21 protein-coding genes and 1 riboswitch are annotated in these 22821 nt (G+C 59.0%); of the genes, 9 read left to right on the forward strand and 12 right to left on the reverse strand.

The genetic code is table 11. The annotated features are described in order from the left end of the window. Nucleotides 1–142 precede the first annotated feature (142 nt). A riboswitch (TPP riboswitch) is annotated at nt 143–254 on the forward strand. Nucleotides 255–348: 94 nt separating this feature from the next. From thiC to ACQZ6D_RS24940, 6 genes are all read left to right on the forward strand, one after another. Next, entirely contained in the window at nt 349–2172 is a 1824-nt protein-coding gene (gene thiC / locus ACQZ6D_RS24915; RefSeq protein WP_065703455.1) for a phosphomethylpyrimidine synthase ThiC, read from the forward strand. Nucleotide 2173: 1 nt separating this feature from the next. After that, nucleotides 2174–3178: a glycine oxidase ThiO gene (thiO, locus tag ACQZ6D_RS24920; protein ID WP_065703429.1), complete on the forward strand. Its 1005-nt coding sequence runs from the start codon at nt 2174–2176 to the stop codon at nt 3176–3178. After that, on the forward strand, nt 3147–3344 hold the full coding sequence (gene thiS, locus ACQZ6D_RS24925) for a sulfur carrier protein ThiS (RefSeq protein ID WP_003516823.1): 198 nt from the start codon (nt 3147–3149) through the stop codon (nt 3342–3344). Before thiO ends, thiS begins: the two co-directional genes overlap by 32 nt. Before the next feature lie 4 nt (nt 3345–3348). Then, nucleotides 3349–4122 (forward strand): thiazole synthase, encoded by a 774-nt coding sequence (locus ACQZ6D_RS24930; protein ID WP_065703431.1) that lies wholly within the window; start codon nt 3349–3351, stop codon nt 4120–4122. Nucleotides 4123–4183: 61 nt separating this feature from the next. Beyond that, entirely contained in the window at nt 4184–5188 is a 1005-nt protein-coding gene (locus ACQZ6D_RS24935; RefSeq protein WP_065703433.1) for a P1 family peptidase, read from the forward strand. Nucleotides 5189–5191: 3 nt separating this feature from the next. After that, a complete protein-coding gene (locus ACQZ6D_RS24940) occupies nt 5192–5590 on the forward strand; it encodes a winged helix-turn-helix domain-containing protein (protein ID WP_065663020.1) in 399 nt (132 codons plus the stop codon). Here ACQZ6D_RS24940 and modC read toward each other — a convergent pair. The 4 genes from modC to ACQZ6D_RS24960 form a co-directional block, all read right to left on the reverse strand. After that, the gene (gene modC, locus ACQZ6D_RS24945; protein ID WP_065703439.1) at nt 5559–6635 is read right to left on the reverse strand and encodes a molybdenum ABC transporter ATP-binding protein; all 1077 of its coding nucleotides are present in this window, start codon (nt 6633–6635) and stop codon (nt 5559–5561) included. The two genes, ACQZ6D_RS24940 and modC, sit on opposite strands and share 32 nt — an antisense overlap. After that, nucleotides 6632–7339: a molybdate ABC transporter permease subunit gene (gene modB / locus ACQZ6D_RS24950; RefSeq protein ID WP_003516834.1), complete on the reverse strand. Its 708-nt coding sequence runs from the start codon at nt 7337–7339 to the stop codon at nt 6632–6634. The genes modC and modB overlap by 4 nt, the downstream gene beginning before the upstream one ends. Nucleotides 7340–7395: 56 nt before the next feature. After that, nucleotides 7396–8187, reverse strand: a complete 792-nt coding sequence (gene modA / locus ACQZ6D_RS24955; RefSeq protein WP_065703441.1) for a molybdate ABC transporter substrate-binding protein — start codon at nt 8185–8187, stop codon at nt 7396–7398. A gap of 131 nt (nt 8188–8318) precedes the next feature. Further along, nucleotides 8319–9602 carry an NAD(P)/FAD-dependent oxidoreductase gene (locus ACQZ6D_RS24960; RefSeq protein WP_065703443.1) on the reverse strand — a complete coding sequence of 428 codons (1284 nt, stop codon included), beginning with the start codon at nt 9600–9602 and terminating at the stop codon, nt 8319–8321. 130 nt (nt 9603–9732) lie between these two features. Between ACQZ6D_RS24960 and ACQZ6D_RS24965 the strand changes: the two genes are divergently transcribed. Both ACQZ6D_RS24965 and ACQZ6D_RS24970 read left to right on the forward strand, forming a co-directional pair. Next, the gene (locus ACQZ6D_RS24965; protein ID WP_013636833.1) at nt 9733–10644 is read left to right on the forward strand and encodes a LysR family transcriptional regulator; all 912 of its coding nucleotides are present in this window, start codon (nt 9733–9735) and stop codon (nt 10642–10644) included. 116 nt (nt 10645–10760) lie between these two features. Further along, the gene (locus ACQZ6D_RS24970; RefSeq protein ID WP_003516842.1) at nt 10761–10997 is read left to right on the forward strand and encodes an Lrp/AsnC ligand binding domain-containing protein; all 237 of its coding nucleotides are present in this window, start codon (nt 10761–10763) and stop codon (nt 10995–10997) included. Between the two features lie 309 nt (nt 10998–11306). On the opposite strand, the gene ACQZ6D_RS24975 is transcribed toward ACQZ6D_RS24970, so the two are convergent. The 3 genes from ACQZ6D_RS24975 to epmA form a co-directional block, all read right to left on the reverse strand. Then, the gene (locus ACQZ6D_RS24975; RefSeq protein ID WP_003516843.1) at nt 11307–11495 is read right to left on the reverse strand and encodes a hypothetical protein; all 189 of its coding nucleotides are present in this window, start codon (nt 11493–11495) and stop codon (nt 11307–11309) included. 378 nt (nt 11496–11873) lie between these two features. Continuing rightward, nucleotides 11874–12938 (reverse strand): lysine-2,3-aminomutase-like protein, encoded by a 1065-nt coding sequence (locus ACQZ6D_RS24980; RefSeq protein ID WP_065703445.1) that lies wholly within the window; start codon nt 12936–12938, stop codon nt 11874–11876. Further along, complete coding sequence (epmA, locus tag ACQZ6D_RS24985; RefSeq protein WP_111828571.1) at nt 12935–13999, reverse strand: EF-P lysine aminoacylase EpmA; 1065 nt, start codon at nt 13997–13999, stop codon at nt 12935–12937. Before epmA ends, ACQZ6D_RS24980 begins: the two co-directional genes overlap by 4 nt. 250 nt (nt 14000–14249) lie before the next feature. On the opposite strand from epmA, the gene efp reads away from it, so the two are divergent. Beyond that, complete coding sequence (efp, locus tag ACQZ6D_RS24990) at nt 14250–14819, forward strand: elongation factor P (RefSeq protein WP_003516849.1); 570 nt, start codon at nt 14250–14252, stop codon at nt 14817–14819. A gap of 112 nt (nt 14820–14931) precedes the next feature. Here the strand turns inward: efp and ACQZ6D_RS24995 are convergent, their stop codons facing one another. From ACQZ6D_RS24995 to ACQZ6D_RS25015, 5 genes are all read right to left on the reverse strand, one after another. Next, nucleotides 14932–16374 carry an efflux transporter outer membrane subunit gene (locus tag ACQZ6D_RS24995; protein ID WP_065703449.1) on the reverse strand — a complete coding sequence of 481 codons (1443 nt, stop codon included), beginning with the start codon at nt 16372–16374 and terminating at the stop codon, nt 14932–14934. A gap of 149 nt (nt 16375–16523) precedes the next feature. Then, nucleotides 16524–19613 carry an efflux RND transporter permease subunit gene (locus ACQZ6D_RS25000; protein WP_065703451.1) on the reverse strand — a complete coding sequence of 1030 codons (3090 nt, stop codon included), beginning with the start codon at nt 19611–19613 and terminating at the stop codon, nt 16524–16526. 53 nt (nt 19614–19666) lie between these two features. Then, nucleotides 19667–20869, reverse strand: coding sequence for an efflux RND transporter periplasmic adaptor subunit (locus tag ACQZ6D_RS25005; protein WP_003516855.1), 1203 nt, complete (start codon nt 20867–20869; stop codon nt 19667–19669). A gap of 198 nt (nt 20870–21067) precedes the next feature. Continuing rightward, entirely contained in the window at nt 21068–21727 is a 660-nt protein-coding gene (locus ACQZ6D_RS25010) for a TetR family transcriptional regulator (RefSeq protein ID WP_013636828.1), read from the reverse strand. Nucleotides 21728–21729: 2 nt separating this feature from the next. Further along, a complete protein-coding gene (locus tag ACQZ6D_RS25015) occupies nt 21730–22680 on the reverse strand; it encodes a phosphoribosylaminoimidazolesuccinocarboxamide synthase (protein WP_065703452.1) in 951 nt (316 codons plus the stop codon). Nucleotides 22681–22821 lie beyond the last annotated feature (141 nt).

Below are 22821 nucleotides of genomic sequence, written 5' to 3' on the forward strand. Positions count from 1 at the left end.
TGTGCTTATCGTTAATTTGAAAACGATAATATTCGCCTAAACCGTTAGGTTAATTACCGCTAACGGCGCTTTTGTTGTTCGTCCACCTTTGCCAGCCATCAGCAGCACCCTTGACAAATGTCGGGCGGTGTTTTCTCTTGTGTCCATTCACCAGGGGTGTCCCGTCAAGGGGCTGAGATTCTGCTTTTATGCGCAGTGACCCGTTGAACCTGATCCAGTTCATACTGGCGTAGGGACGGTGCAAAGACCGAAGGTCGGATTGCGTGTAACTTGCGCTGCCGACGCGTCGGTATTTTCCATCATTCCGGCTCGAACTGGGTCTCCACTGTCAAACTTTGGAGCCTCATGATGAATATCGTTGCCAAGAATATCCCGCTTGTCGTCACAACCGGGCCGCATCCCGCCTCCACGAAAATCCACAAAACCGGAATTTTGCATCCGCAAATTCGCGTGCCGATGCGCGAAATCGCCGTCCACCCGACGGCGGGAGAACCGCCGGTCACGGTCTATGATTCCTCAGGCCCCTATACCGATCCATTGCATAACGTTCTGATCGAAAAGGGTCTGCCGCGCCTGCGTCGCGACTGGGTTGTAGCGCGCGGCGATGTCGCGGCTTACGACGGTCGGCACGTCAAACCGGAGGATAACGGCTTTGCCACTGGCGAGCGCCTGACGCCGGAATTCGCCGTGCGCCACCAGCCGCTGAGGGCCACGGAAGGAAAAGCCGTAACGCAGCTTGCCTATGCGCGGGCAGGCATCATCACGCCGGAAATGGAGTTCATCGCCATCCGCGAAAATCTGGGGCGCGAAGCGGCGAAGGAGAAGCTGGCTCGTGATGGCGAGAGTTTCGGTGCGCAGATACCCGATTATGTGACGCCAGAGTTCGTCCGTCAGGAAGTCGCATCGGGTCGCGCCATCATCCCGGCCAACATCAATCACCCCGAGCTTGAGCCGATGATCATCGGCCGTAATTTTCTGGTCAAGATCAACGCCAATATCGGAAATTCCGCCGTCACCTCCTCCATGGCCGAAGAGGTGGAGAAGATGGTCTGGGCGATCCGCTGGGGTGCCGATACCGTCATGGACCTTTCGACCGGGCGCAACATCCACAATATCCGCGAATGGATCATCCGCAATTCGCCGGTACCGATCGGCACAGTGCCGCTTTATCAGGCGCTGGAGAAGGTCAACGGCATTGCAGAGGACCTGAACTGGGAAGTGTTCCGCGACACGTTGATCGAACAGGCGGAGCAAGGCGTGGATTATTTCACCATCCATGCCGGTGTTCGGCTGCATTACATTCCGCTTACCGTCAACCGTGTCACCGGTATCGTCTCACGCGGCGGGTCGATTATGGCCAAGTGGTGTCTGCATCATCACAAGGAAAGCTTCCTCTACGAGCATTTCGACGAGATCTGCGACATCTGCCGTGCCTATGATGTTTCCTTCTCGCTGGGTGACGGGTTGCGGCCCGGTTCGATTGCCGACGCCAACGACGCCGCGCAATTTGCCGAGCTGGAGACGCTCGGTGAGTTGACACAGATCGCATGGGCGAAGGATTGCCAGGTCATGATCGAGGGCCCCGGCCATGTGCCGATGCACAAGATCAAGGAGAACATGGACAAGCAGTTGAAGACCTGCGGTGAGGCGCCCTTCTATACGCTTGGGCCGCTAACGACCGATATCGCCCCCGGTTACGACCACATCACTTCCGGCATCGGGGCAGCGATGATCGGCTGGTTTGGCACGGCGATGCTCTGCTATGTCACGCCGAAGGAACATCTCGGTCTGCCTGATCGTAACGACGTGAAGGTCGGTGTCATCACCTACAAGATCGCGGCTCACGCGGCCGATCTCGCCAAGGGCCATCCGGCAGCACAGGTGCGGGACGATGCGCTGTCGCGTGCAAGGTTCGAGTTCCGTTGGGAAGACCAGTTCAACCTGTCGCTGGATCCGGACACGGCGCGCTCCTTCCATGACGAGACCCTGCCGAAGGAGGCGCACAAGGTCGCGCATTTTTGCTCCATGTGCGGGCCGAAATTCTGCTCAATGCGGATTTCCCACGACATCCGCGCCGAGGCGCAGAAGGAAGGGCTGGAGGCCATGGCCGCGCGCTTCAAGGAAGGTGGCGAGCTTTACATGCCGCTCGCGACCCCGGCAGACGGCCAGTAGCATGCGTGTCCTTGTTAAGGGAACGGGGGTCGCCGGTCTGACGGCGGCCTTCGAACTGGCGCGGCGCGGCGCAACCGTGGAGGTTTCGGAGCGCAATGCTGAAGCCTCGCGCGGCGCATCCTTTTATGCGGGCGGAATGCTGGCACCCTGGTGCGAGCGTGAAAGTGCGGACGAGGCGGTACTAACGCTCGGCCAGGCGGCTCTCGACTGGTGGGATGAGGCGACCCCCGGCCTTGTCATCAGACACGGCACGCTGGTCGTCGCGCCCGCCCGCGACAAAGCCGAGCTTTCGCGTTTCGCATGCAGAACAACTGGATACCAGTGGGTGGATGAGGGTGAAATCGCCGCTCTGGAGCCTGACCTTGCCGGGCGGTTCCGCTCCGGGCTTTATTTCGCGGGCGAGGGGCATCTCGATCCGCGCCTTGCGCTCAAATCGCTGCATACGCGGCTTTGCGGCTTGGGCGTGCGGTTTCATATGGGTATTCCGGTGGATGAGCAGCCGTTCGATCGGGTGGTGGATTGCACCGGCGCTGCGGCGGTGGGCGAGATTGCCAATCTTCGCGGCGTGCGGGGAGAAATGCTCTATCTAGCCACGTCAGAGGTTTCCCTGTCGCGCGCCGTCCGGCTCTTACATCCGCGCATTCCGCTTTACATTGTGCCGCGTGAGCCGGGTCGCTTCATGGTGGGGGCCACGATGATCGAGACAGAGGATGCCGGAGCCATTTCAGCGCGCTCGATGATGGAGTTTCTGAACGCCGCCTATGCCGTACATCCGGCCTTCGGCGAAGCGGAAATCATCGAGACCGGAACGGGCGTGCGCCCCGCCTATCCCGACAATCTGCCGAAAGTTACGCAGGACGGCCGGACCGTCTTCATCAACGGCGCCCACCGGCATGGCTTCCTGCTGTCGCCGGCGATGGCGCGGCAGGCGGCTGAAATCGTCTGCCAAGATATCTCTGGAAAGGAACAGGATCATGAAACTTCTGGTGAATGGCGACGAGCTTGATCTCGCCACCGAGACGCTGGCCGGGTTACTCACCAGCCTCGATTATGAAGGCGAGTGGCTGGCGACGGCGGTCAATGGCGATCTGGTGCATTCGGAAGAGCGCGCCGATTATCGATTGAAGGCGTTCGACCGTGTCGAAATCCTTTCGCCGATGCAGGGAGGTTGAGGCCATGCTGACGCTTTATGGCCGTGAGGTCTCGTCGCGCCTCCTGCTCGGCACGGCGCGTTATCCGTCTCCCGCCGTACTTGCCGATGCAGTGCGGGCCAGCAACACGGATATTCTGACGATTTCGCTGCGTCGGGAAACGGCAGGCGGCAAGAAGGGTGGCCAGTTTTTTGAGCTGATCCGCGAGCTGGATCGTTCCATTCTGCCCAATACGGCTGGCTGCCATACCGTGAAGGAAGCGGTGCTGACGGCGAAGATGGCGCGTGAGGTTTTTCACACCAACTGGATCAAGTTGGAGGTCATCGGCCATCACGACACCTTGCAGCCCGATGTGTTTGCGCTCGTCGAAGCGGCGAAAATTCTCTGCGACGATGGTTTCGAAGTCTTTCCGTATACGACTGATGATCTTGTCGTGGCGGAAAAGCTCCTGGATGCGGGTTGCAAGGTGCTGATGCCCTGGTGCGCGCCGATCGGCAGCGCCATGGGGCCGCTTAATCTGATGGCGCTGAAATCCATGCGGGCGCGTTTTCCGGATGTGCCGCTGATCGTCGATGCCGGTATCGGCCGGCCGTCACATGCGGTGACGGTGATGGAGCTTGGTTACGATGCCGTTCTGCTCAACACGGCGGTCGCGGGGGCGGGTGACCCGGTCGGCATGGCGGAAGCTTTCGCCCGCGCCATTGAGGCCGGGCATCAGGCTTTTGTGGCGGGGCCGCTGGAGCCGAGAGATATGGCCATTCCCTCGACACCGGTGATTGGCACGGCGGTATTTTCCTGATTCACCTTTTGCGTTGACAGTGCCCCGTGGCGGCGGGATACCGGGAGAAAAGGGGAACGGCATGGCGGCACGCAATAATCTTCTGACGGATATCAATGGGATTTTGGTCGGCAATGTCACCGATCTTGCACTCGGCTCCGGCGTCACCGCAATCGTTTTCGAAAAACCCGTAATCGCCTCCGGTTCGGTTCTTGGCGGGGCGCCCGGTGGTCGTGATACCGGCCTGCTCGACCCGGCGATGACGGTGGAAACCGTGGATGCCTTCGTACTTTCAGGCGGTTCGGCCTTCGGGCTGGATGCGGCGGGTGGTGTTCAGGCCGGTCTGCGCGAGATCGGGCGTGGCCTGCAAGTCGGTTCCACCCGTGTTCCCATTGTGCCGCAGGCGATCCTCATGGATCTGTTGAATGGTGGCAACAAGGAGTGGGGGCTGCATTCGCCCTATCGCGAGATGGGCTATGCAGCTTTCAGGGCGGCGCGTGCGGAGCCCTTCGGGCTTGGAACAGTCGGCGCGGGAACGGGGGCGACCACCGCCACCTTCAAGGGCGGACTTGGTTCGGCAAGCGCTATCAGTTCCGGCGGTTACAAGGTGGCGGCCATCGTCGCCGTCAATGCGCTTGGCTCGGCAACCGTTGGCGCCAGCCGCCATTTCTGGTCTGCGCCTTTTGAAGAGCAGGGCGAGTTCGGCGACTGCGGTTTTCCTGATCGTTTCGAACCGGATCATACCGCGCTTCGTCTCAAGGGCGTCAACCTCACCGCGACGACCATCGGCGCCGTGGTCACCGATGCCGTCCTTACCAAAGCGCAGGCGCACCGCCTTTCCATCATGGCGCATGACGGGCTGGCGCGCGCCGTGCTGCCCGCCCATCTGCCGAGCGACGGCGACACCATGTTTTCGGCTGCGACCGGTGAGAAGCCGCTTGAGGGCGGCGCTCATTTCGCGGAACTCTGCCATCTCGCTACCATCGTTATGGCACGCGCGGTGGCGCGCGGTGTTTACGAGGCGACGGCTCTGCCGCAGCACGGTGCGCAGAAAGCCTATCACGATCTTCATGGCCGGGGTTTCTAGCCGATGAGCAATATACATCAGCCACTGAAGCCCGTTCTCCGCATCGATTTTCCGCCCGGAGATCGTCTCGGCCACGGTAAGATCGAGTTGATGGAGCTGATTGTCGAGACCGGCTCGATATCGGCCGCCGGGCGAGCGATGGACATGTCCTATCGCCGTGCATGGCTGCTTGTGGATGCGCTGAACCATATGTTCAGGCAGCCGGTGATCGAATCCCAGCGGGGCGGCAAGCAGGGTGGTGGGGCCGCGCTGACCGCATTCGGTGCCGAATTGCTTGAACGGTATCGCAGCATGGAAAAGCGGATGAATGAGGCCCTGCGCAAGGATATAGACTGGCTTGAGGCCAACCGCAATCCGGATGCCGCCATCACTAATATGGATCGAGAGCCGCCGACTTTATGATCGCGTGTACCGGTTTCCCGGGTTCCAGCTGGAGACGTTCGCGCGACAGATCGGTGATGCGCGACTGGATAATATCGCCGCCGCAATCCACCTGAACGGTTACCATGCCATCTTCGCTGGCGGAGATACCGGCAATATGGCCTTCGAGGATGTTAAGTGCGCTCAGGCCTTCGGGTTTTGCCGTGGCAAGCATGACGTCACGCGCTGGTATCAGCACGCGTGCCGGGGTGCCGCGTGTTCCTCTTTTTGCTGGAACCTGCAGGAGCGACGAGCAGAGCCTTACGGCAGCAAGCCCGTGACTTTCATCGAAGCTTTCGATGTGTCCCGAAAGGATGCTGCCCGCTTCTCGTCGCTCAAGATGTGCGCTGAAATCCGACCGTGACAGCACGTCGGCCGCTTTTCCCTGTGCCTCCACCTTGCCGTCCTTCATAACAACTATGCGGTCGGCAAGGCGGGCGACTTCCTGGATGGAGTGGCTGACATAGACGATCGGGATTTTCGTCTCGTCGCGCAGCCGTTCCAGATAAGGGATGATCTCGGCCTTTCGTTCCTCGTCCAGTGAGGCGAGCGGTTCGTCCATCAACAGTAGTCTGGGCGATGACAGGAGTGCGCGGCCGATGGCGACCCGCTGTTTTTCACCGCCGGAAAGCTTGTTCGGACGACGCTGGAGAAGATGGCCGATGCCAAGCATATCGATAATGCGGTTTTCATTCGCCCGCTCAGATTTTTCCGTAGCGAACCATTTGCCGTAGTTCAGGTTCTGGGCAACGCTGAGGTGAGGAAACAGCCGCGCGTCCTGAAAAACATAACCAAAATGGCGCCTGTGCGCCGGCAGGAACAGGCGCTTTCCGCTATCGGCCAGCACTTCGCCATCGAGCGATACCTGACCACTATCTGGTCGCATCAGACCTGCGATGATGCGGATCATCGACGTTTTACCGGAGCCGGAGCGTCCGAAAAGCGCCGTGATGCCGCCATCAGAGGTGAATGACGCGTTGAGTTCGAAGGAGCCGAGGCGGTGGCGGGTGGAGACAGAAAGCGTCATTCCATGCTCACCCGTTTGCCAATGATGCGGGCCAGAAACTCGGAGACGAGCAAGGCCAACATGGAAATCACGACGGAAACGATGGTCAGCCGCAATGCGCCTGCATCGCCGCCCGGAACCTGCGTGAAAGTGTAGATGGCAGCGGACAGCGTCTGGGTTTCGCCGGGAATATTGGAAACGAAGGTGATGGTCGCGCCGAATTCGCCCATGGCCTTGGCAAAAGCGAGGATCATGCCCGCGATGATGCCGGGCAGGATCAGGGGAAGCGTGACGGTGAGGAACACCCATAGGGGGCTTGCACCCAGGGTTCCGGCCGCCTCTTCCAGCTTGCTGTCCACCGCTTCGATGGAGAGGCGGATGGAGCGCACCATCAGCGGAAACGCCATGACGGCGCATGCGAGCGCCGCCCCCGTCCAGCGAAAGGAAAAGACGATGCCGAACCAGCTGTCTAGAAACTGGCCGATGGCGCCTCTGCGGCCGAAGAGGACGAGCAGCAGAAAGCCGGTGACGACGGGCGGCAGAATGAGCGGCAGGTGGACGATGCCGTTGAGCAGCGACTTGCCCCAGAAGCGCCCGCGCGCCAGCGCGACGGCAACCGCAATGCCGAAGGGCAGGCTGGCGAACATGGCGATGGAGGACACCCACAGGCTGAGCCTGATCGCCGTCCATTCTTCAGGGCTGAGTGTCCACCAATGCAAAGCCATATCCTACAATCGTCATCTCTCGCGGTCCCGCACGGGATCGGGCCGCGAGACGCAGTTTATTTCAAAACGGTAAAGCCTTGCTTTTCGAAGAAGGGCGTAGCTTTGGCGGACTTCAGGAAATCCAGATAGGATTTTGCCGCCGGAGATTTTGCTTCCGAGAGAATGGCGACGGGGTAGATGATCGGCGGATGGCTGTCTTCCGGGAAGGTGCCGACGATCTTCACGCCCGGATCGGCGGCCGCATCGGTCTGGTAGACGATGCCATAGGGCGCTTCGCCGCGCGACACGAGCAGCAACGCTGCGCGCACGCTTTCCGCGCCGGCGACTTTCTTTTCCACGGATGACCAGACGCCGAGCTTTTCCAGCGCAGCCTTGCCGTATTTACCCGCCGGAACGGAATCGACCGCGCCCATGGCCAGTCGGCCATCGCCCACCAGTCCGGCGAGATCGAAGTCCTTTTTGATATCGACCGGCTTGGCCTTGTCGGCCGGGGCGACGAGAACGATGCGATTGCCAAGAAGATTGGAGCGGCTTTGGACGTCGATCAGCTTCTTTTCGGCAACATAATCCATCCAGGCGAGGTCGGCGGAAATGAAGATATCCGCCGGTGCACCCTGCTCGATCTGTTTGGCGAGTGCGGAGCTTGCGGCGTAGGACACGGTCGCTTCATTGCCGCTTTCCTTCGCCCATTCGGCATTGATCGCATCAAGTGCGTTTTTCATGCTCGCGGCAGCAAACACCGTGACTTTTTCGGCGGCATGGGCGGGAACCACAGCAAAGGATGCAGCCACCCAGAAGGATGTTGCTGCGGCGATGGTTTTGAAGAAGGTGCGGCGTAAGAGTCTCATGGTGTGTTCCCCCGGCTCGAGATATCCTGATGAATATATCGATAGGCCTATAGGGCAATCATTATATTTTCAAGAATATATCGATGCCGTTTAAAAAAGCCGCCACGACCGGCGGCTTTCGGCCTGGTTGATCAGAAGCGTTCACCGGTGAAATGGGCAATCTGTGCGCCCGCCTCGTAATAGGCTTCCTTCACTGCCCGGAAGGCCAGCGCTTTTGGTTCGGTCACGGGAAGAGGCAGGTCGTTTTCGGCGATATCACCGAGAATATGTTGCGCAATCACCTTGCCGAAGGCAGTACCGGGTGCGATGCCGCGGCCATTATAACCGGAAAAACCGACGACATTTTCCGCGAATTTATGGAAACGCGGCACGGCATTGTCCGTCATGCCGATCTGGCCGTACCATTCGCATTCGAATTCCGTCTCGCCCAATTGCGGGAAAAGCCGCTTCAGCGATCGTTTGGCCCATGCCCGGTGAATGGCGGCACCCGTGCTGCGCAAGGCGCCGACGCTGCCGAAGACCAGCCGACCCGCTTTGTCCATGCGGAACGAGGAGAGGATTTCCTTTGTATCCCAGCAACCTTCTCGGTTCGGCAGGATACTCTTTTGCAGATTGTCGCTAAGCGGTCTGGTCGCGAAGTTGAAGTAGGGCAGGTAGGTCTGTTCGTCGCGGACGATCTGCCACGGCCCGGTGCTGTATGCTTCGGTGGCGACCACGATCCAGTTGGCGGTCACCGATCCCTGCGGCGTTTTTACCACCCATTTTCCACCACTACGTTCGGTCGCTACGACGGGGCTGGCGGTGTGCAGCCGTGCTCCTGCCTTTTGCGCGGTGGCAGCCAGACCACGAACATAGGCAAGCGGCTGAAGCGTGCCCGCGCGCGTATCGAAAAGTGCGCCGGAATAGGCGGTGCTGCCGGTGTGTCTTGCCGTTTCATCGGCATCGAGAAGGCGGACGGGAGCGCCTCTGGCTGCCCATTGTTCGCAGCGCTCGCGAATTTCGGCGAGCCCTTTTTCACCGACGGCGCAGTGCAATGTGCCATTCTTTTCGATCTCGCAGGGAATCGCGTGTTTTTCCACCAATTCGCGCACCAGCAACGGCGCATCACCCAGAAGGCTGAGAAGCCGTTCCCCGTAGGTTTCGCCCAGCACGCCGGGCAACTCCCTCGGCATGACCCACATGCCGCCGTTGATGAGACCGACATTGCGGCCGGCGCCGCCGAAGCCGATTTCCCTGGCTTCGAGAAGAACGACATCCATGCCCTTTTCAGCAAGATGAAGGGCGGCGGATTGTCCGGTGAAGCCGCCACCGACAATCACCACATCGGCAACCGCCTCGCCTTGCAGAGCAGGCGTTGCGGGCGGCTGCGGCGCGGTCTTTTCCCAGAGGCCGTGCGAGCGGGGGTCATTATACATCGTTCCACCATTTTCCGGGCGAGTTCATTTGTTTTCCGTATGAGTCACAAGCCCTTGTTTATGAGACTTTACAAGCGGCCTCACCTGTTGAATATCGACATATCGTCAAGAGTTCATTCCGTGAGGGAATATGGTTCTGCCGCCTCGGCGCTTCTTACCGTCGCTTTCACTTCTTGCGGCCTTTGAAGCCGCCTCGCGCACGGGCAGCGTGACCGCGGCTGCGAGAGAACTCGGGCTTACTCAAGGCGCGGTCAGCCGGCAGATCCTCGCGCTTGAGGAGCAGCTTGGCGTGGCGCTGTTTCTGCGCGAGCGGCAGACAATCCGGCTCACCCGGGCGGGAGAGGGTTATGCGCGGGAAATCCGGGAGGCCCTGCGGCGAATATCGACCGCGTCGCTCAATCTGCGCGCCAATCCAGATGGCGGCACGCTCAATCTCGGTGTTCTGCCAAGCTTTGGTACGCGCTGGCTGGTGCCGCGTCTTCCCGATTTCATTGCCCGACATCCGGGCGTTTCGGTCAATCTTCTTACGCGTTCGTCGCTGTTCGATTTCCGTACCGATACAGTCGACGCGGCGATTCATTTTGGTTTGCCGCATTGGCCGGGTACCGAACTCGTTTTTCTGATGCATGAAACAGTCATTCCGGTGTGCAGTCCCGCTTTCAGGGAGCGCTACGGGCTTTCACAGCCGGGCGATCTGCTGCATGTGCCGCTGCTGCACATGACGACTCGGCCGGACGCCTGGGAACAATGGTTTCGCAGCCATGATGTGGTTTTCGACAATGTGCATGGCATGCTTTTCGATCAGTTCACGACGATTGCCGAGGCGGCGAGCGCCGGGGTCGGGGCATCGCTCATTCCGTCCTTCATGATCGAGGAGGAGTTGCGAAGTGGCCGGCTTGTCGCGGCGGTTACCGGCGAGGTGGAGAGCGAAGAGGCCTATTATCTCGCCTGCATGCCCGATCGCGCCGGTTACGCTCCGCTTGAAAGTTTTCGAAGCTGGATCGTTTCTCAGGCCGCGATCGGGGCTGGTAGCAGCGGATGAGACTTTTCTGCCTAAACCGGCAGGCGGTCTTGCAAGACCGGCGCGGCTAAGCCAATAGTGCGCCATGACGCATGGCGAAGAGCCACGCACCACAAGTTCCAATACGGGAGATGTCCGTGAAGCCCATTTTTGTCCAGCTTCAATGCGAGCCCGGCAAGACCTATGATGTCGCCGATGCCATCTATAAAACGGAGCTGGTTTCCGAGCTTTATTCCACCAGCGGCGAATATGATCTGATGCTGAAGATCTATCTTCCACAGGAAGAGGATATCGGCAAGTTCATCAACCAGAACATCGTCAACATTCCGGGCATCGTCCGCTCGTTGACGACGCTGACCTTTACCGCGTTCTGACGCGCGTCTGGGCGGCGAGAGAGTCTTTTCAGCACTGGGATCTGGGCTGGCTGGTTTCCTGTGACAAGCACAGAAACGAGGAGAGGTGGGAGTTCTAGGAGCGCGTGGCTTTTGCACTCCAATCCGGATTTGAAAAAGCTATTTCACCTTAGTGCAGGGCGTATTGATACACCCGGTCGTGGTTTATGACAGACCAGTGGACGGATTGTCAGGCAATAGAAAAGCGCGCCATCGACCCGGTATTCTGGATCCGATATTGGGCGCACTTTGGTTTTGAAAGGTCCGTGAGCGGGTGATGGGTTTCCCGCATCAGGCCGCGGCCAGGTTCCGGCTGCGCACGAGATTGCGAATTGCAATCCGCACATCGTCGGCGCTGTCGAACTTCTGTTCGTCCAGGTCGTGGACGTGGAACTTCACCGCGATGAACTTCAGCCGGTCGTTGTCCGGTATGACGATGCCGACGGGTTCGCCAGCGAATTCAATAACTTGCTTTTGCATAGGTATACTCCCGCTGTGGCTCATTAACACAGCATGTCGTCGAACTGATTTTCAGAAAATTGAGACCGTCAGGTCACATTCGACAGCAGCGGGAACACGTGGATTTAAATCCAGCATTCCAGGACTCAAGACCAAGGATTGCGTTGATGCGAATATATTTTGACATGACACACTCCCTGTATTGGTGTTGATCCGGAATCAGGAGACTCGCTCTCCAGTTCCACACTGATAATCCAGACCACCATTAAAATCAATGCTGATTGTTATAGGTAGAATATTTTTCTTTATGATGACAGGAGGGGGGCGGAAATGTGAAATTTTTGTTTTCGTTCGACGCCGCTTTGAAAAGCCCGGCACGGCGGGCTTTTTACGCTTTTTTTAAACGTCGCCGGATGCAGGCGGCGGGTAAATATGATCGTTTCCGTTGAAGTCCGAGACGGAGTAGCAGCCATCGCGGGTTTTTTCGGCCGCATTCGGGCCGATCGTGGCCTTGCCGTGACCGCCCGGAATGTCGAGAACGTAGGTCGGCTGGCAAAGACCGGAGACATGCCCGCGCAACGCGGAAACGATTCGCTGACCTTCTTCTATCGTCAGCCGGAAATGGCTGGTGCCGGGCGCAAGGTCGGGGTGGTGCAGGTAGTAAGGCTTGATACGGTTCTCGACAAAGGCGCGCATCAGTTCGGCGAGAATTGCCGAATCATCGTTGATGCCCTTCAAAAGTACGGTCTGGCTGACCATGGCGATGCCGGCATCGATCAGGCGCGCGCAAGCACTTCTGGCTGCTTGCCCAAGTTCGCGTGCGTGGTTGGCGTGCAGGGCCACATAGGTGGTTTTGCCGCTGGCCTTCAATGCTTCGATCAGCGGCCCGTCGATTCGTTCGGGATCGACGACCGGTACACGGGTGTGGAAGCGAACGATCTTGACGTGCGGTACGTCTTTCAGCCGCGTCATCAGGTCGGACAATCGCCGCGCCGAGAGTACCAGCGGATCGCCGCCGGTGAGGATGACCTCCCAGATGGCCGGGTTGGCTTTTATATAGTCGAATGCGGCGTCCAGCTCTTCCGGGCTCATCATGCCGTTGCCTTGCGGCCCGACCATTTCGCGGCGGAAACAGAAACGGCAATAGACGGGGCAGACATGCACCGCCTTCAAAAGCACCCGGTCCGGATAACGGTGGACGATGCCATGGACGGGACTATGTGCACCGTCGCCGATCGGATCGTCCCGTTCTTCGGGAAGGTGGACGAGTTCGGCTAGGTCCGGCACGAATTGCCGCGCGATGGGGTCCTGCGGATCGCCGCTGTCCATCAGATCGGCCATTGTCGCTGTGATGGCTAACGCGTAACGCTGCGTCACCGCGCGCACGTCCTCGAGCGCCTCGGTCTTGATCAACCCCGCCTCAACAAGTGCTTCGGGTGTCTTGATGGTTTCAAGCCTTGTCATCGTCCGTATTCCGCGACGGGTGCCCACATGACCAGATCGATTCGGGGCGCGCCGGTTGCCAGCATCACTAGTCGGTCGAAACCGAGTGCTATGCCGCTTGCCGGCGGCATGATCGCCAGCGCCGCCAGAAAATCCTCGTCCAAAGGATAGGTCTCGCCGTAAACCCGCTGCTTCTCAACCATCTCCATTTCGAAACGCCGTCTCTGCTCAGTAGCGTCGGTCAATTCGCCAAAGGCATTGGCAAGTTCCACGCCACACGCATAAAGCTCGAACCGTTCCGCCACCCGCGCATCCCCAGGCGATTTGCGGGCAAGCGCAGCCTCGCTTGTGGGGTATTCATCGAGAATGGTGGCGCGGCCGAAGCCCAGTTCTGGTTCCACCCGCTCCACGATAACGCGGCTGAACATATCCGCCCAGGTGTCGTCCTTAGCCACACGAATTCCGGCATTGGTGAGGCTCGCGGCAAGGTGCTGGCTATCCGTCTCGCCGTTTCGGTCAATCGTCGCCAGAAGATCAATTCCCGCATAGCGATCGAAGGCTTCCGCGACGCTCAGACGTTCCGGTTCGAGGAACGGATCGACGCTGCGGCCACGATAGGTGAAATTGTTTGTTTTGGCGGTTTCCGCCGCCAGCGCCAGAAGATTGGCGCTGTCCTTCATCAGGATCTCGTAGGTTTCTCCTACCCTATACCATTCCAGCATCGTGAATTCTGGGTGGTGCAGGGGGCCTCTTTCCCGGTTTCGATAAACATGGGCGAAACAGAAAATGCGTTCTTCACCGGCCGCGAGCAATTTCTTGCAGGCGAATTCGGGCGAGGTGTGGAGATAGAGCGGAGCGGCGTCGCCGGCCGGCGTCAGTCCCTGGGTGGCGAAGGCATGCAGATGTGCCTCGTTGCCAGGAGAAATCTGCAATGTGGCGGTGTCGACCTCTAGAAAGTCCGCGCGCGCGAAATAGCTGCGAAATTCCGACTGGATCGCGTTGCGTCCAAGCAGAAAGGGGCGGCGGTCGGCATGGACGTCGGGCGTCCACCAGGGCGACATTGTCTCGTTGCTTGAGCCCATCTCTTTTTTCTTTTCCGTCTTACCTGCTGGCCTTGTTACGGATAAACGGCCCGCAAAACGCCTGATCGCATCATTTAAAGCAATTCCGGGCGGAAAACCGCTAGGCACTCTTCCGCGAATTGCTGTAGAAGGCTGGCAATTCGCGCGGATTTAAGGTAGTTGCGCCCCAGAAAAAAGACAAAACGTCTGCCGGGCCGGTGCTATCGCGCAGTCCTTTACGACGCATTTCATCGAGTTACAAGGAAGTCATATGGTCAAGGTTATCGCCTCATCCGTCCGCAAGGGCAATGTTCTCGACGTGGACGGCAAGCTCTACGTTGTTCTCACCGCGCAGAACTTTCACCCGGGCAAGGGCACGCCGGTCACGCAGGTTGACATGCGCCGCATCGTTGACGGCGTGAAGGTCTCCGAGCGCTGGCGCACGACCGAACAGGTTGAGCGTGCTTTCGTCGAAGACCTGAACTTCCAGTTCCTTTATGAAGATGGCGAAGGCTTCCACTTCATGAACCCGGCAAACTACGATCAGGTCGTTGTCGATGTCGAGACGATGGGCGACCAGAAGGCCTATCTGCAGGAAGGCATGACCTGCGTTCTTTCCATTCACGAAGGCAATCCGCTGGCTGTCGAACTGCCGCGCCACGTCACGCTGGAAATCGTCGAAACGGAACCGGTTGTGAAGGGCCAGACGGCTTCTTCTTCCTACAAGCCGGCAATTCTTTCCAACGGCATCCGCACCATGGTGCCGCCGCACATCGACGCCGGTATCCGCGTGGTCATCGCGACGGAAGACAATTCCTACGTCGAGCGCGCCAAGAACTGAGCCTGACGGCAGGTTAAACAAAAAGCACCGGGCGACCGGTGCTTTTTTGTGTCTGGAATACAAAAAAAGCCCGCGTCTCGACGCGGGCTTTTCATTTGCCTTGAGGCGTTTCTTACATGCCCTTTGCAGCGACCACGGTTGGGCCAGCGGACTTCTTCGGGACAGGCTGGCCAACGGCATAACCGCCGCCGAGAGCCACGTTGAGCGATACATAATCCTGCGCGGTCGTCTGGATCGCCGTTGCAAGGTTTGCCTGCGCATCGGAGACCGACCGCTGGGCATCCAGAACGTCGAGCAGAGACGACGCACCGTCACGATAGCTGGCTGTCGAGAGCTGCAGCGCTTCCTGGTAGGATGAGACAGTCTTTCTCAGCGCGTCGACGGTACGCTGGTCGCGATTGATGGCGGCCAGGGCGTTTTCGACTTCTTCAACCGCGTTGAGAACGGTTGCCTTCCAGACGAGATATTGCTCGCGTGCTTGCGAGTTCGCGATGTCGACATTGGCGCGCAGTCTGCCACCATCGAGGATCGGGAGAGTGAGGCTCGGACCGAAGGACCAGCTATTGGCCGTTCCCCTGCCGCCGCCACTCAGGAAATTGTAGCTCGGGGTGATCGCGCCACCAAGCTCGATGCTTGGATAAAGCTGTGCCTCGGTTACACCGATCGTGGCGACCGCAGCGGCGAGATTGCGTTCAGCGACGCGGATGTCCGGACGGTTGCGGATCAGGTCGGCCGGGATGCCGGTGCGGGGAACTGCGCGCGCAACAGGCTGGCGTGCGCCCTTCTGCAGCTCGGCGATGAGCGACGAGGCCGGCATGCCGAGCAGGGTCGCGATGCGGTGGGCTGACTTGCGGAAGCTGGTTTCGAGGCCGGGTATCTGCGACAGCGTTGAATTGACCAGACCTTCGGACTGGACGACATCGAGACGCGAGGCCGCACCCGCTTCGAGCTGCAGCTTCGTCAGATCGAGCGTTTCGCGGCGTGAACTCAGGTTCTGGCGGGCAATCGCCAGGCGCTCCTGATAATAGCGCACGTCGATATAGGCCGCGGCGACTGAGGAAATCAGCGTCAGGCGCTGAACGTCGACGGTGGAGTACGCGGCGTCGAGCGAAGCATCGGCGCTTTCCGTTGCCCGGCGATAGCGACCGAAAAGGTCGAGGAACCAGGAAACGCTAAGGCTGCCGTTGGACACGTTGGTGACGGGAACGTCACGGTAGCTGCCCTTGGTCTCGCTGGTCGTGTGGCTGCCACTGCCAGTCAGGCTCGGCAGGCCGCCGGCGCCGTCCACGATCACCTGGGCCTGCGCCTGATTGATGCGCTCGATTGCCTGCATCACGGTGAGGTTCTGCGCAAGGCCGGTGGAGACGTAACCGTTCAGGCGGTTGTCGTTAAAGGCCGTCCACCATGCAACGCTGCTGATGTCGCCATTACTGGTTTTTCCGGCTTCCGCGAACTTTCCCGGCAATTGAATTTCCGGCGTCTTGTGGTCGGGTCCGACAACGCAGCCCGAAAGCAGTAGCATTGTCAGGGGAATAGTAGCGCGAATAGACAGCATATAATTTTCCCAATTCTCTGGTTGGCTTACCAAGCGCGGCTTGCTGACAAATGGGCTGCGCGGTCGATATGCCCTAGAAACGTGCGTTTGCCAAATCGGCCATATTTCTAGCAGCGTATTAACGGTTGGCACAGCCCATTTTTGTTTTGTTAACGCCTTGAAAGGCGACGAATGATGACGAAAAAGGACGGAACGAAGAAAATTCCGAGCAGTGTTGCAGAAAGCATACCACCCAGCACCCCGATACCGATTGCATTTTGCGCGGCAGAACCCGCTCCGGTTGCGATCGCGAGAGGCACGACGCCGAGGATGAAGGCGAGCGACGTCATGATGATCGGACGCAGGCGCAGCTTCGCCGCCTCCAGTGCCGCCTCCACCAGACTTAACCCGTGCTCCTGCCTCTCCTTGGCGAATTCAACGATCAGGATCGCGTTTTTCGCGGCAAGGCCGATGGTCGTCAGCAGGCCCACCTTGAAGTAGACGTCGTTCGTCTGGCCGAAGAAATGGGCCGCAGTCAAAGCGCCGAGGACACCCACCGGGACAGCCAGAATGACCGAGAACGGGATCGACCAGCTTTCATAAAGGGCAGCCAGGCAAAGGAACACGATGAGAACCGACAGCGCGTACAGCATGGGCGCCTGCGAGCCGGAAAGGCGTTCCTGATAGGAGATACCCTGCCATGCCACGGTGTAACCGCCTGGCAAGCTTGCCGTCAGACGTTCCATCTCGTCCATGGCTTCGCCGGAAGCAACGCCTGCGCCGGCGGTGCCTTCAAGCGAGATCGCGCCCGTACCGTTGTAGCGTGCCAGTGACGGCGGCGCGTTGATCCACTTCACCTCGCTGAAGGAGGAGAAAGGTACCATTTCGCCGCTGGTGTTGCGGGCATACCAGAACTTCAGGTCGTCCGGCTGCATGCGATAGGGTGCATCGCCCTGAACATAGACCGGCTTGAGCTCACCGTTCAGGGTGAAGTCGTTGACATCCCGGCCGGCAAAGATCGTCGACAGCATCAGGTTCACGGAGGAAAGATCGACGCCCATGGCCCCCATCTTTTCCTGATCGAGAATGATCTTCATCTGTGTTTCGTTGTCCTGGCTGTCGCTTCGCAGAGAGCTGATTTTTGGATTGCTTGTTGCAAGCGCAATCAGGTCCTTGGAGGTTGCGGTCAGAGCGTCGGTGCCGTTGCGGCCGCTATCCACGAGATACATGGAGAAACCGCTCGACGTGCCCATGCCCTGAATTGCCGGCGGCAAAAGCGGGAATACCTGTGCATCGCGGAAGCCGAAGAACGTACCCATTGCCCGCTGCACAATGGCGGCGGCGTGTTGATCGGGTGCGGTTCGCTCGGAAAAGTCCTTGAGCTTGGTGAAGACGATCGCGTTGTTCTGACCCGAACCGCTGAAGCTGAATCCAAGCACGCCGAAAACCGATTCGACATTGGCTGCTTCTTTTTCACGGAAGTAGCTTTCGACCTGTTTTACCACCTCGTTGGTGCGTTCGATGTTCGAACCGGTCGGTGTCTGGATGATCGTCAGCAGCACGCCCTGATCTTCCTGTGGGAGGAAGGAGCTTGGCAGTTTGGTGAAGAACCAGGCGCAGCCGCCGACGACGATCAGGAAAAGAATCGTCACGCGCAGGGGCCGTTTCAGCAGATAGCCGATCGACGAGACATAGCCGTCCGTCGTCTTGCCGAAGCCGCGGTTGAACCAGGCACCCGGTCCACGCTGCTTTTTGGTATGGTCGATGGGCTTCAGCATTGTGGCGCACAGCGCCGGCGTCAGAACGATGGCGACCACCGCCGAAAGCAGCATGGCCGAAACGATCGTGATAGAGAACTGGCGATAGATGATACCAGTCGATCCGCCAAAGAAGGCCATGGGAATAAACACGGCGGTCAGGACGAGCGCGATGCCGATGATGGCGCCGGTTATCTCGCCCATCGATTTTTCCGTCGCCTCGACCGGCGACAGGCCCTCTTCCGACATGATGCGCTCGACGTTTTCAACAACGACGATGGCGTCATCCACGAGAAGGCCGATCGCCAGAACCATGGCGAACATGGTCAGCGTGTTGATGGAATATCCGGTTATTGCGAGGATGCCGAACGTGCCGAGGAGCACGACGGGCACGGCGATCATCGGAATGAAGGTGGCGCGCAGGTTTTGCAGGAAGACCAGCAGCACGACGAAGACGAGGATGATCGCCTCGATCAGCGTATGCACCACTTTCTCGATCGACAGCTTCACGAAGGGTGTCGTGTCGTAGGGATATTCGATCGAGACGCCTGCAGGCAGCGAGCCCTCAACGGCGGTAAGCGCGGACTTGACACGTGCTGCAGTATCGAGCGCGTTGGCGCCCGTGGCGAGGTTGACCGCGAAACCGGCGGAAGGACGGCCGTTCGAGCGGGAATCACCGCCATAGGTTTCCTGGCCGATTTCGATGCGGGCCACGTCGCTCAGGCGAACGGTTGCGCCGTCCTTCTCAACCTTCAAGATGACCGATTCGAAATCGGCGACGGTGGTGAGCTGGCTCTGCGCCGTCACCGTCACATTGAGCTGTTGGCCCTGGACGGCGGGAACGGCACCGAGGGAGCCGACCGAAACCTGGGTGTTCTGGCTTTCGATGGCGCCGGTGACGTCAGCCGTGGTCAGCTGGTATTTGTTGAGCTTGAACGGATCGAGCCAGATGCGCATCGCATATTCGGAACCGAAGACGTTGATGCTGCCCACGCCTTCAAGGCGCTTGATCTGGTCTTCGACGCGCGAAGAGAACACGTCGCCGAGATCGGCCGAATTGCGCTTGCCGTCCGTCGAGATCAGCGCACCCACCATCAGAATGCTCGATGTGGAGCGGCTGACCTGAATACCGCGCTGCTGCACGGTGTCGGGCAATTGCGACTGCACGAGCTGCAGCTTGTTCTGCACCTGAACCTGCGCAATGTCAGGCAGGATGCTGTTACCGAAGGTCAGTGTCACTTCGGCGCTGCCGGTCGAGGAAGACGAGGTCATATAGGTGAGATCGTCGAGGCCGGTCATGCCGTCCTCAATGATGGTCGTCACCGATTTTTCGACCGTCTCCGCGCTAGCGCCGTTATAGGTTGCGCTGACGCGGACCGTCGTTGGGGCAATATCGGGATATTGCGAGATGGAGAGCGTCACAATTGCCAGAGCGCCGCCCAGCATGATGACGATGGCGATAACCCATGCAAAAACGGGGCGCCTGATAAAGAAATGGGCCATGGCAGTCCTGCCTTACCTTTTACGAGCTTCGACCGAGGGTTTCGTGCTCATGTTTATTTCGAGGGGGCGGCGGCAGGCGGAGCTTGCTGCGGCAGAACGACGATACCGCGATCGTCGATGGTCACTTCCACGGGCGCGACCGTCGCGCCGTCGGCAATCCACTGGAAGCCGTCAACGATGAGTTTGTCGCCATCCTTGACATTTTCCGTCACCAGCCAGGCATTGCCCGACTGCTGGCTGGACGGGAAGGTGCGCGTTTCCACCTTGTTTTCCGCGGTGACAAATTTTGCGGTCAGTTCGCCATTGGCGTTCCGGCTCGCTGCGCGCTGCGGGATGCGGAAACCCGTTTCCTTACCGATGGTCAGCGTTGCGCGAACATAGGTGCCGGGAAGCAGAAGATCGTCCGGGTTATCGAAGAGAGCACGGATGGAGAAGGTGCCCGTGGTTTCGCTCACCGCCATGTCCGACATGTCGATCTTGCCGTCATGCTTGTATTCGGTGCCGTCTTCCAGCGTCAGGTGAATGCCGGTTTCCTTGGTATCGCCGCCGAGCTGGCCCGACGAGATCGCCTTTTTCAGACGCAGAAGATTGATGCTGGATTCCATCAGATCGATGTAGATCGGATCGATGCGGCGCAGCGTCGTCAAAGCCGTCGTCTGGTTTGCCGTCACCACGTTGCCGATGCTGAAAGCGGTTGCGCTGGTGATGCCATCGAAAGGCGCGCGGACCTTGGTGAGATCGAGATTGATCTCAGCCGTTTCCAGCGCAGCCTTGGTCTGGGCTACGTCGGCTTCGGCCTGAAGCAGCGTCACCTTGGCGTTTTCATATTCGATCTGCGTTGCGCCGCTGTTGACCAGCCGCTCGTAGCGGGCAAGGTTCGCCTGGGCGCTCGGAACGCTTGCTTCGGCTTTCGCTACGCTTGCCTTGGCCTGTGCCACTTCTGCCAGATAGGTGTTGTCTTCAATCTGGTAGAGAATGTCACCCTGCTTGACCTCGCTGCCTTCCTTGAAGGGAATGTCGCGGATGATGCCAGTGACGCGCGGGCGGATTTCCGCCGTCTGGAACGCGCTTGCGCGGCCGGGAAGAACGGTGGTCAGGGGATATTCGCTCGTCTTCATCACAATGATGCTGACCGGAGACGGGGGACGCGCGGCGCCCTGGCCGGCGGTCTGGCTGCTTTCGCCGCCATCGCTGCATCCCGCGAGAACTGCGGTCATGCACAGAGAAGCAAATAGGGGTAAAATACGTCGGCTCATTGTTCTTCCCTGCGTATCGGTCGCATTCAACTATAAGCGCAGTGTCGCTCGGCGGATGCTGGTCCGGGTACAGGGACGATGGGTAAAGGCCCTATGGGGACCTTCTTCGTTCAATCTGCTCGGACCGCCATTCGCATAGAAGCGCAGGCTTTCACGCTTCGCAAGCAATTGCGAGAAGGTGACGTAAGTTGAGAATCGTCACTTAGCAAGCGGATTGCGCAATCCTGCCTCGATTAAATCAACCAGTTGATCGCAACGTGTTGCTAAATTGCCGATATCTTCCCGTGCGATGAGGACGGGATGGATGACGCTCGCGAGTGCGTGGAGGACGGTTTCCGCCAGAGGCGGGATGTCGGCGGGGGCGTAAATTCCCTTATCTACGCCATCGCGAATAATGTCAGCCACCAGGTTTGCTATGACGGATTTGTAATAGTCACCGCACTTCATGTCCTGCTTGGCCGTCATCAGGATCATTTCGAATATATAGGGATTGTCGTTGAGGTTCTGATGGTGTTGTTCCATCAGGGTGCGGGCGAGATGGCGCAGCCTTGAAACTGGTGCATGACTTTTATCGAGCGGGTGGATTTCCCGCTCGAATGCACCGATCTGCTCAAACCCGATGGCATCGACGAGCGCATTCTTCGAATTGAAGTTCTTGAAGACGTTCGCGGGCGACATGCCGAGTGCTGCGGCGATATCGGCAATCGCCACTGCATTGAACCCACGCTCGCGAAAAAGTTCTTCGGCTTTGGCAAGAATGTCCCGCCGCGTCTCTTCGGCGGAACGGCGAGGCCGGCGCTTGACAGGAACGTCGTTCTTCCTGTCACCCTTTCTCGCCTGTTCGATCGTTTTGCTCAAGGTCAGACTCCGGGGAAAAATTGCTCCAGGTTCCGGCGTACTCTTGCCAGCGGCGTCTCACCGCTATCGTCGGGAACGAAGCTTTGTCCGGTGATGCGTTCGTATGCATCAATATATACCCTTGACGTCTGCAATACGAGTTCCCGCGGAATTTCCGGAACGTCGTCCTTATAGGGATCGCAGCGTTCGGCAACCCAGGCTCTCACGAAATCCTTGTCGAAGCTTGCCGGCCGTGCGCCGTTGCGGAAGCTCTCTTCATAGGTTTCAGCCATCCAGTAGCGGCTGCTGTCAGGCGTGTGGATTTCGTCGGCCAGAATGATCGTGCCGTTTTCATCCGTGCCGAATTCGTATTTCGTATCGACGAGGATGAGGCCCTGCTTTGCGGCAATCTCCTGTCCGCGCTTGAACAGTGCGAGCGCGTAACGGGAAAGCGTGTCCCATTGCTCCTGCGTCAGAAGTTTCTTCTCCACTATCTCGGCCGGCGTCAACGGCTCGTCGTGACCACCATCGAAGGCCTTGCTCGTCGGCGTGATCACCGGCTCGGGCAAGATCTGGTTGTCCTTCATCCCGTCCGGCAGGCTCATGCCGTACATCTGTCTCTGGCCTTTCTTATAAAGGGTCAGGATCGATGTGCCGGTGGTGCCGGCCAGATAACCGCGAACCACCACTTCGACCGGCAATATTTCAAGCCTCTTGCCGATGACGACATTAGGATCGGGATAGCTGACCACGTGGTTGGGGCAGATATCCTTCGTCTGCTCGAACCAGTAGCGTGCCGTCTGGGTCAATACCTGCCCCTTATAAGGAACACAGGTGAGGATGCGGTCGAATGCGCTGAGGCGATCGGTTGATATGATAATGCGGTTGCCGTCGGGCAGATCGTAATTTTCACGCACCTTACCACGGTAGTAATTCGGCAGCTCGGGAATGACGGCTTCATCGAGAATGCGCACGGGCTCTCCAATTCTTAAGGCTATAAGGGGCGTCGGACGCCCCAGTCTGGCTGAAACTCTTATCCGTTCCTATTGCATGTTTCCCGAAACAGAACCAGTCGGCACATACAGGAGGCTCCTCTTGCCCTCCCTGGCGGTCCA

It is taken from the genome of Agrobacterium sp. 22-3639C2, assembly GCF_053522105.1.

Coding starts and splice junctions, on each gene's coding strand:
- thiC (WP_065703455.1), top strand. CDS start 349: ATGAATATCGTTGCCAAGAATATCCCGCTTGTCGTCACAACCGGGCCG.
- thiO (WP_065703429.1), top strand. CDS start 2,174: ATGCGTGTCCTTGTTAAGGGAACGGGGGTCGCCGGTCTGACGGCGGCC.
- thiS (WP_003516823.1), top strand. CDS start 3,147: ATGAAACTTCTGGTGAATGGCGACGAGCTTGATCTCGCCACCGAGACG.
- ACQZ6D_RS24930 (WP_065703431.1), top strand. CDS start 3,349: ATGCTGACGCTTTATGGCCGTGAGGTCTCGTCGCGCCTCCTGCTCGGC.
- ACQZ6D_RS24935 (WP_065703433.1), top strand. CDS start 4,184: ATGGCGGCACGCAATAATCTTCTGACGGATATCAATGGGATTTTGGTC.
- ACQZ6D_RS24940 (WP_065663020.1), top strand. CDS start 5,192: ATGAGCAATATACATCAGCCACTGAAGCCCGTTCTCCGCATCGATTTT.
- modC (WP_065703439.1), bottom strand. CDS start 6,635: ATGACGCTTTCTGTCTCCACCCGCCACCGCCTCGGCTCCTTCGAACTC.
- modB (WP_003516834.1), bottom strand. CDS start 7,339: ATGGCTTTGCATTGGTGGACACTCAGCCCTGAAGAATGGACGGCGATC.
- modA (WP_065703441.1), bottom strand. CDS start 8,187: ATGAGACTCTTACGCCGCACCTTCTTCAAAACCATCGCCGCAGCAACA.
- ACQZ6D_RS24960 (WP_065703443.1), bottom strand. CDS start 9,602: ATGTATAATGACCCCCGCTCGCACGGCCTCTGGGAAAAGACCGCGCCG.
- ACQZ6D_RS24965 (WP_013636833.1), top strand. CDS start 9,733: ATGGTTCTGCCGCCTCGGCGCTTCTTACCGTCGCTTTCACTTCTTGCG.
- ACQZ6D_RS24975 (WP_003516843.1), bottom strand. CDS start 11,495: ATGCAAAAGCAAGTTATTGAATTCGCTGGCGAACCCGTCGGCATCGTC.
- ACQZ6D_RS24980 (WP_065703445.1), bottom strand. CDS start 12,938: ATGACAAGGCTTGAAACCATCAAGACACCCGAAGCACTTGTTGAGGCG.
- epmA (WP_111828571.1), bottom strand. CDS start 13,999: ATGGGCTCAAGCAACGAGACAATGTCGCCCTGGTGGACGCCCGACGTC.
- efp (WP_003516849.1), top strand. CDS start 14,250: ATGGTCAAGGTTATCGCCTCATCCGTCCGCAAGGGCAATGTTCTCGAC.
- ACQZ6D_RS24995 (WP_065703449.1), bottom strand. CDS start 16,374: ATGCTGTCTATTCGCGCTACTATTCCCCTGACAATGCTACTGCTTTCG.
- ACQZ6D_RS25000 (WP_065703451.1), bottom strand. CDS start 19,613: ATGGCCCATTTCTTTATCAGGCGCCCCGTTTTTGCATGGGTTATCGCC.
- ACQZ6D_RS25005 (WP_003516855.1), bottom strand. CDS start 20,869: ATGAGCCGACGTATTTTACCCCTATTTGCTTCTCTGTGCATGACCGCA.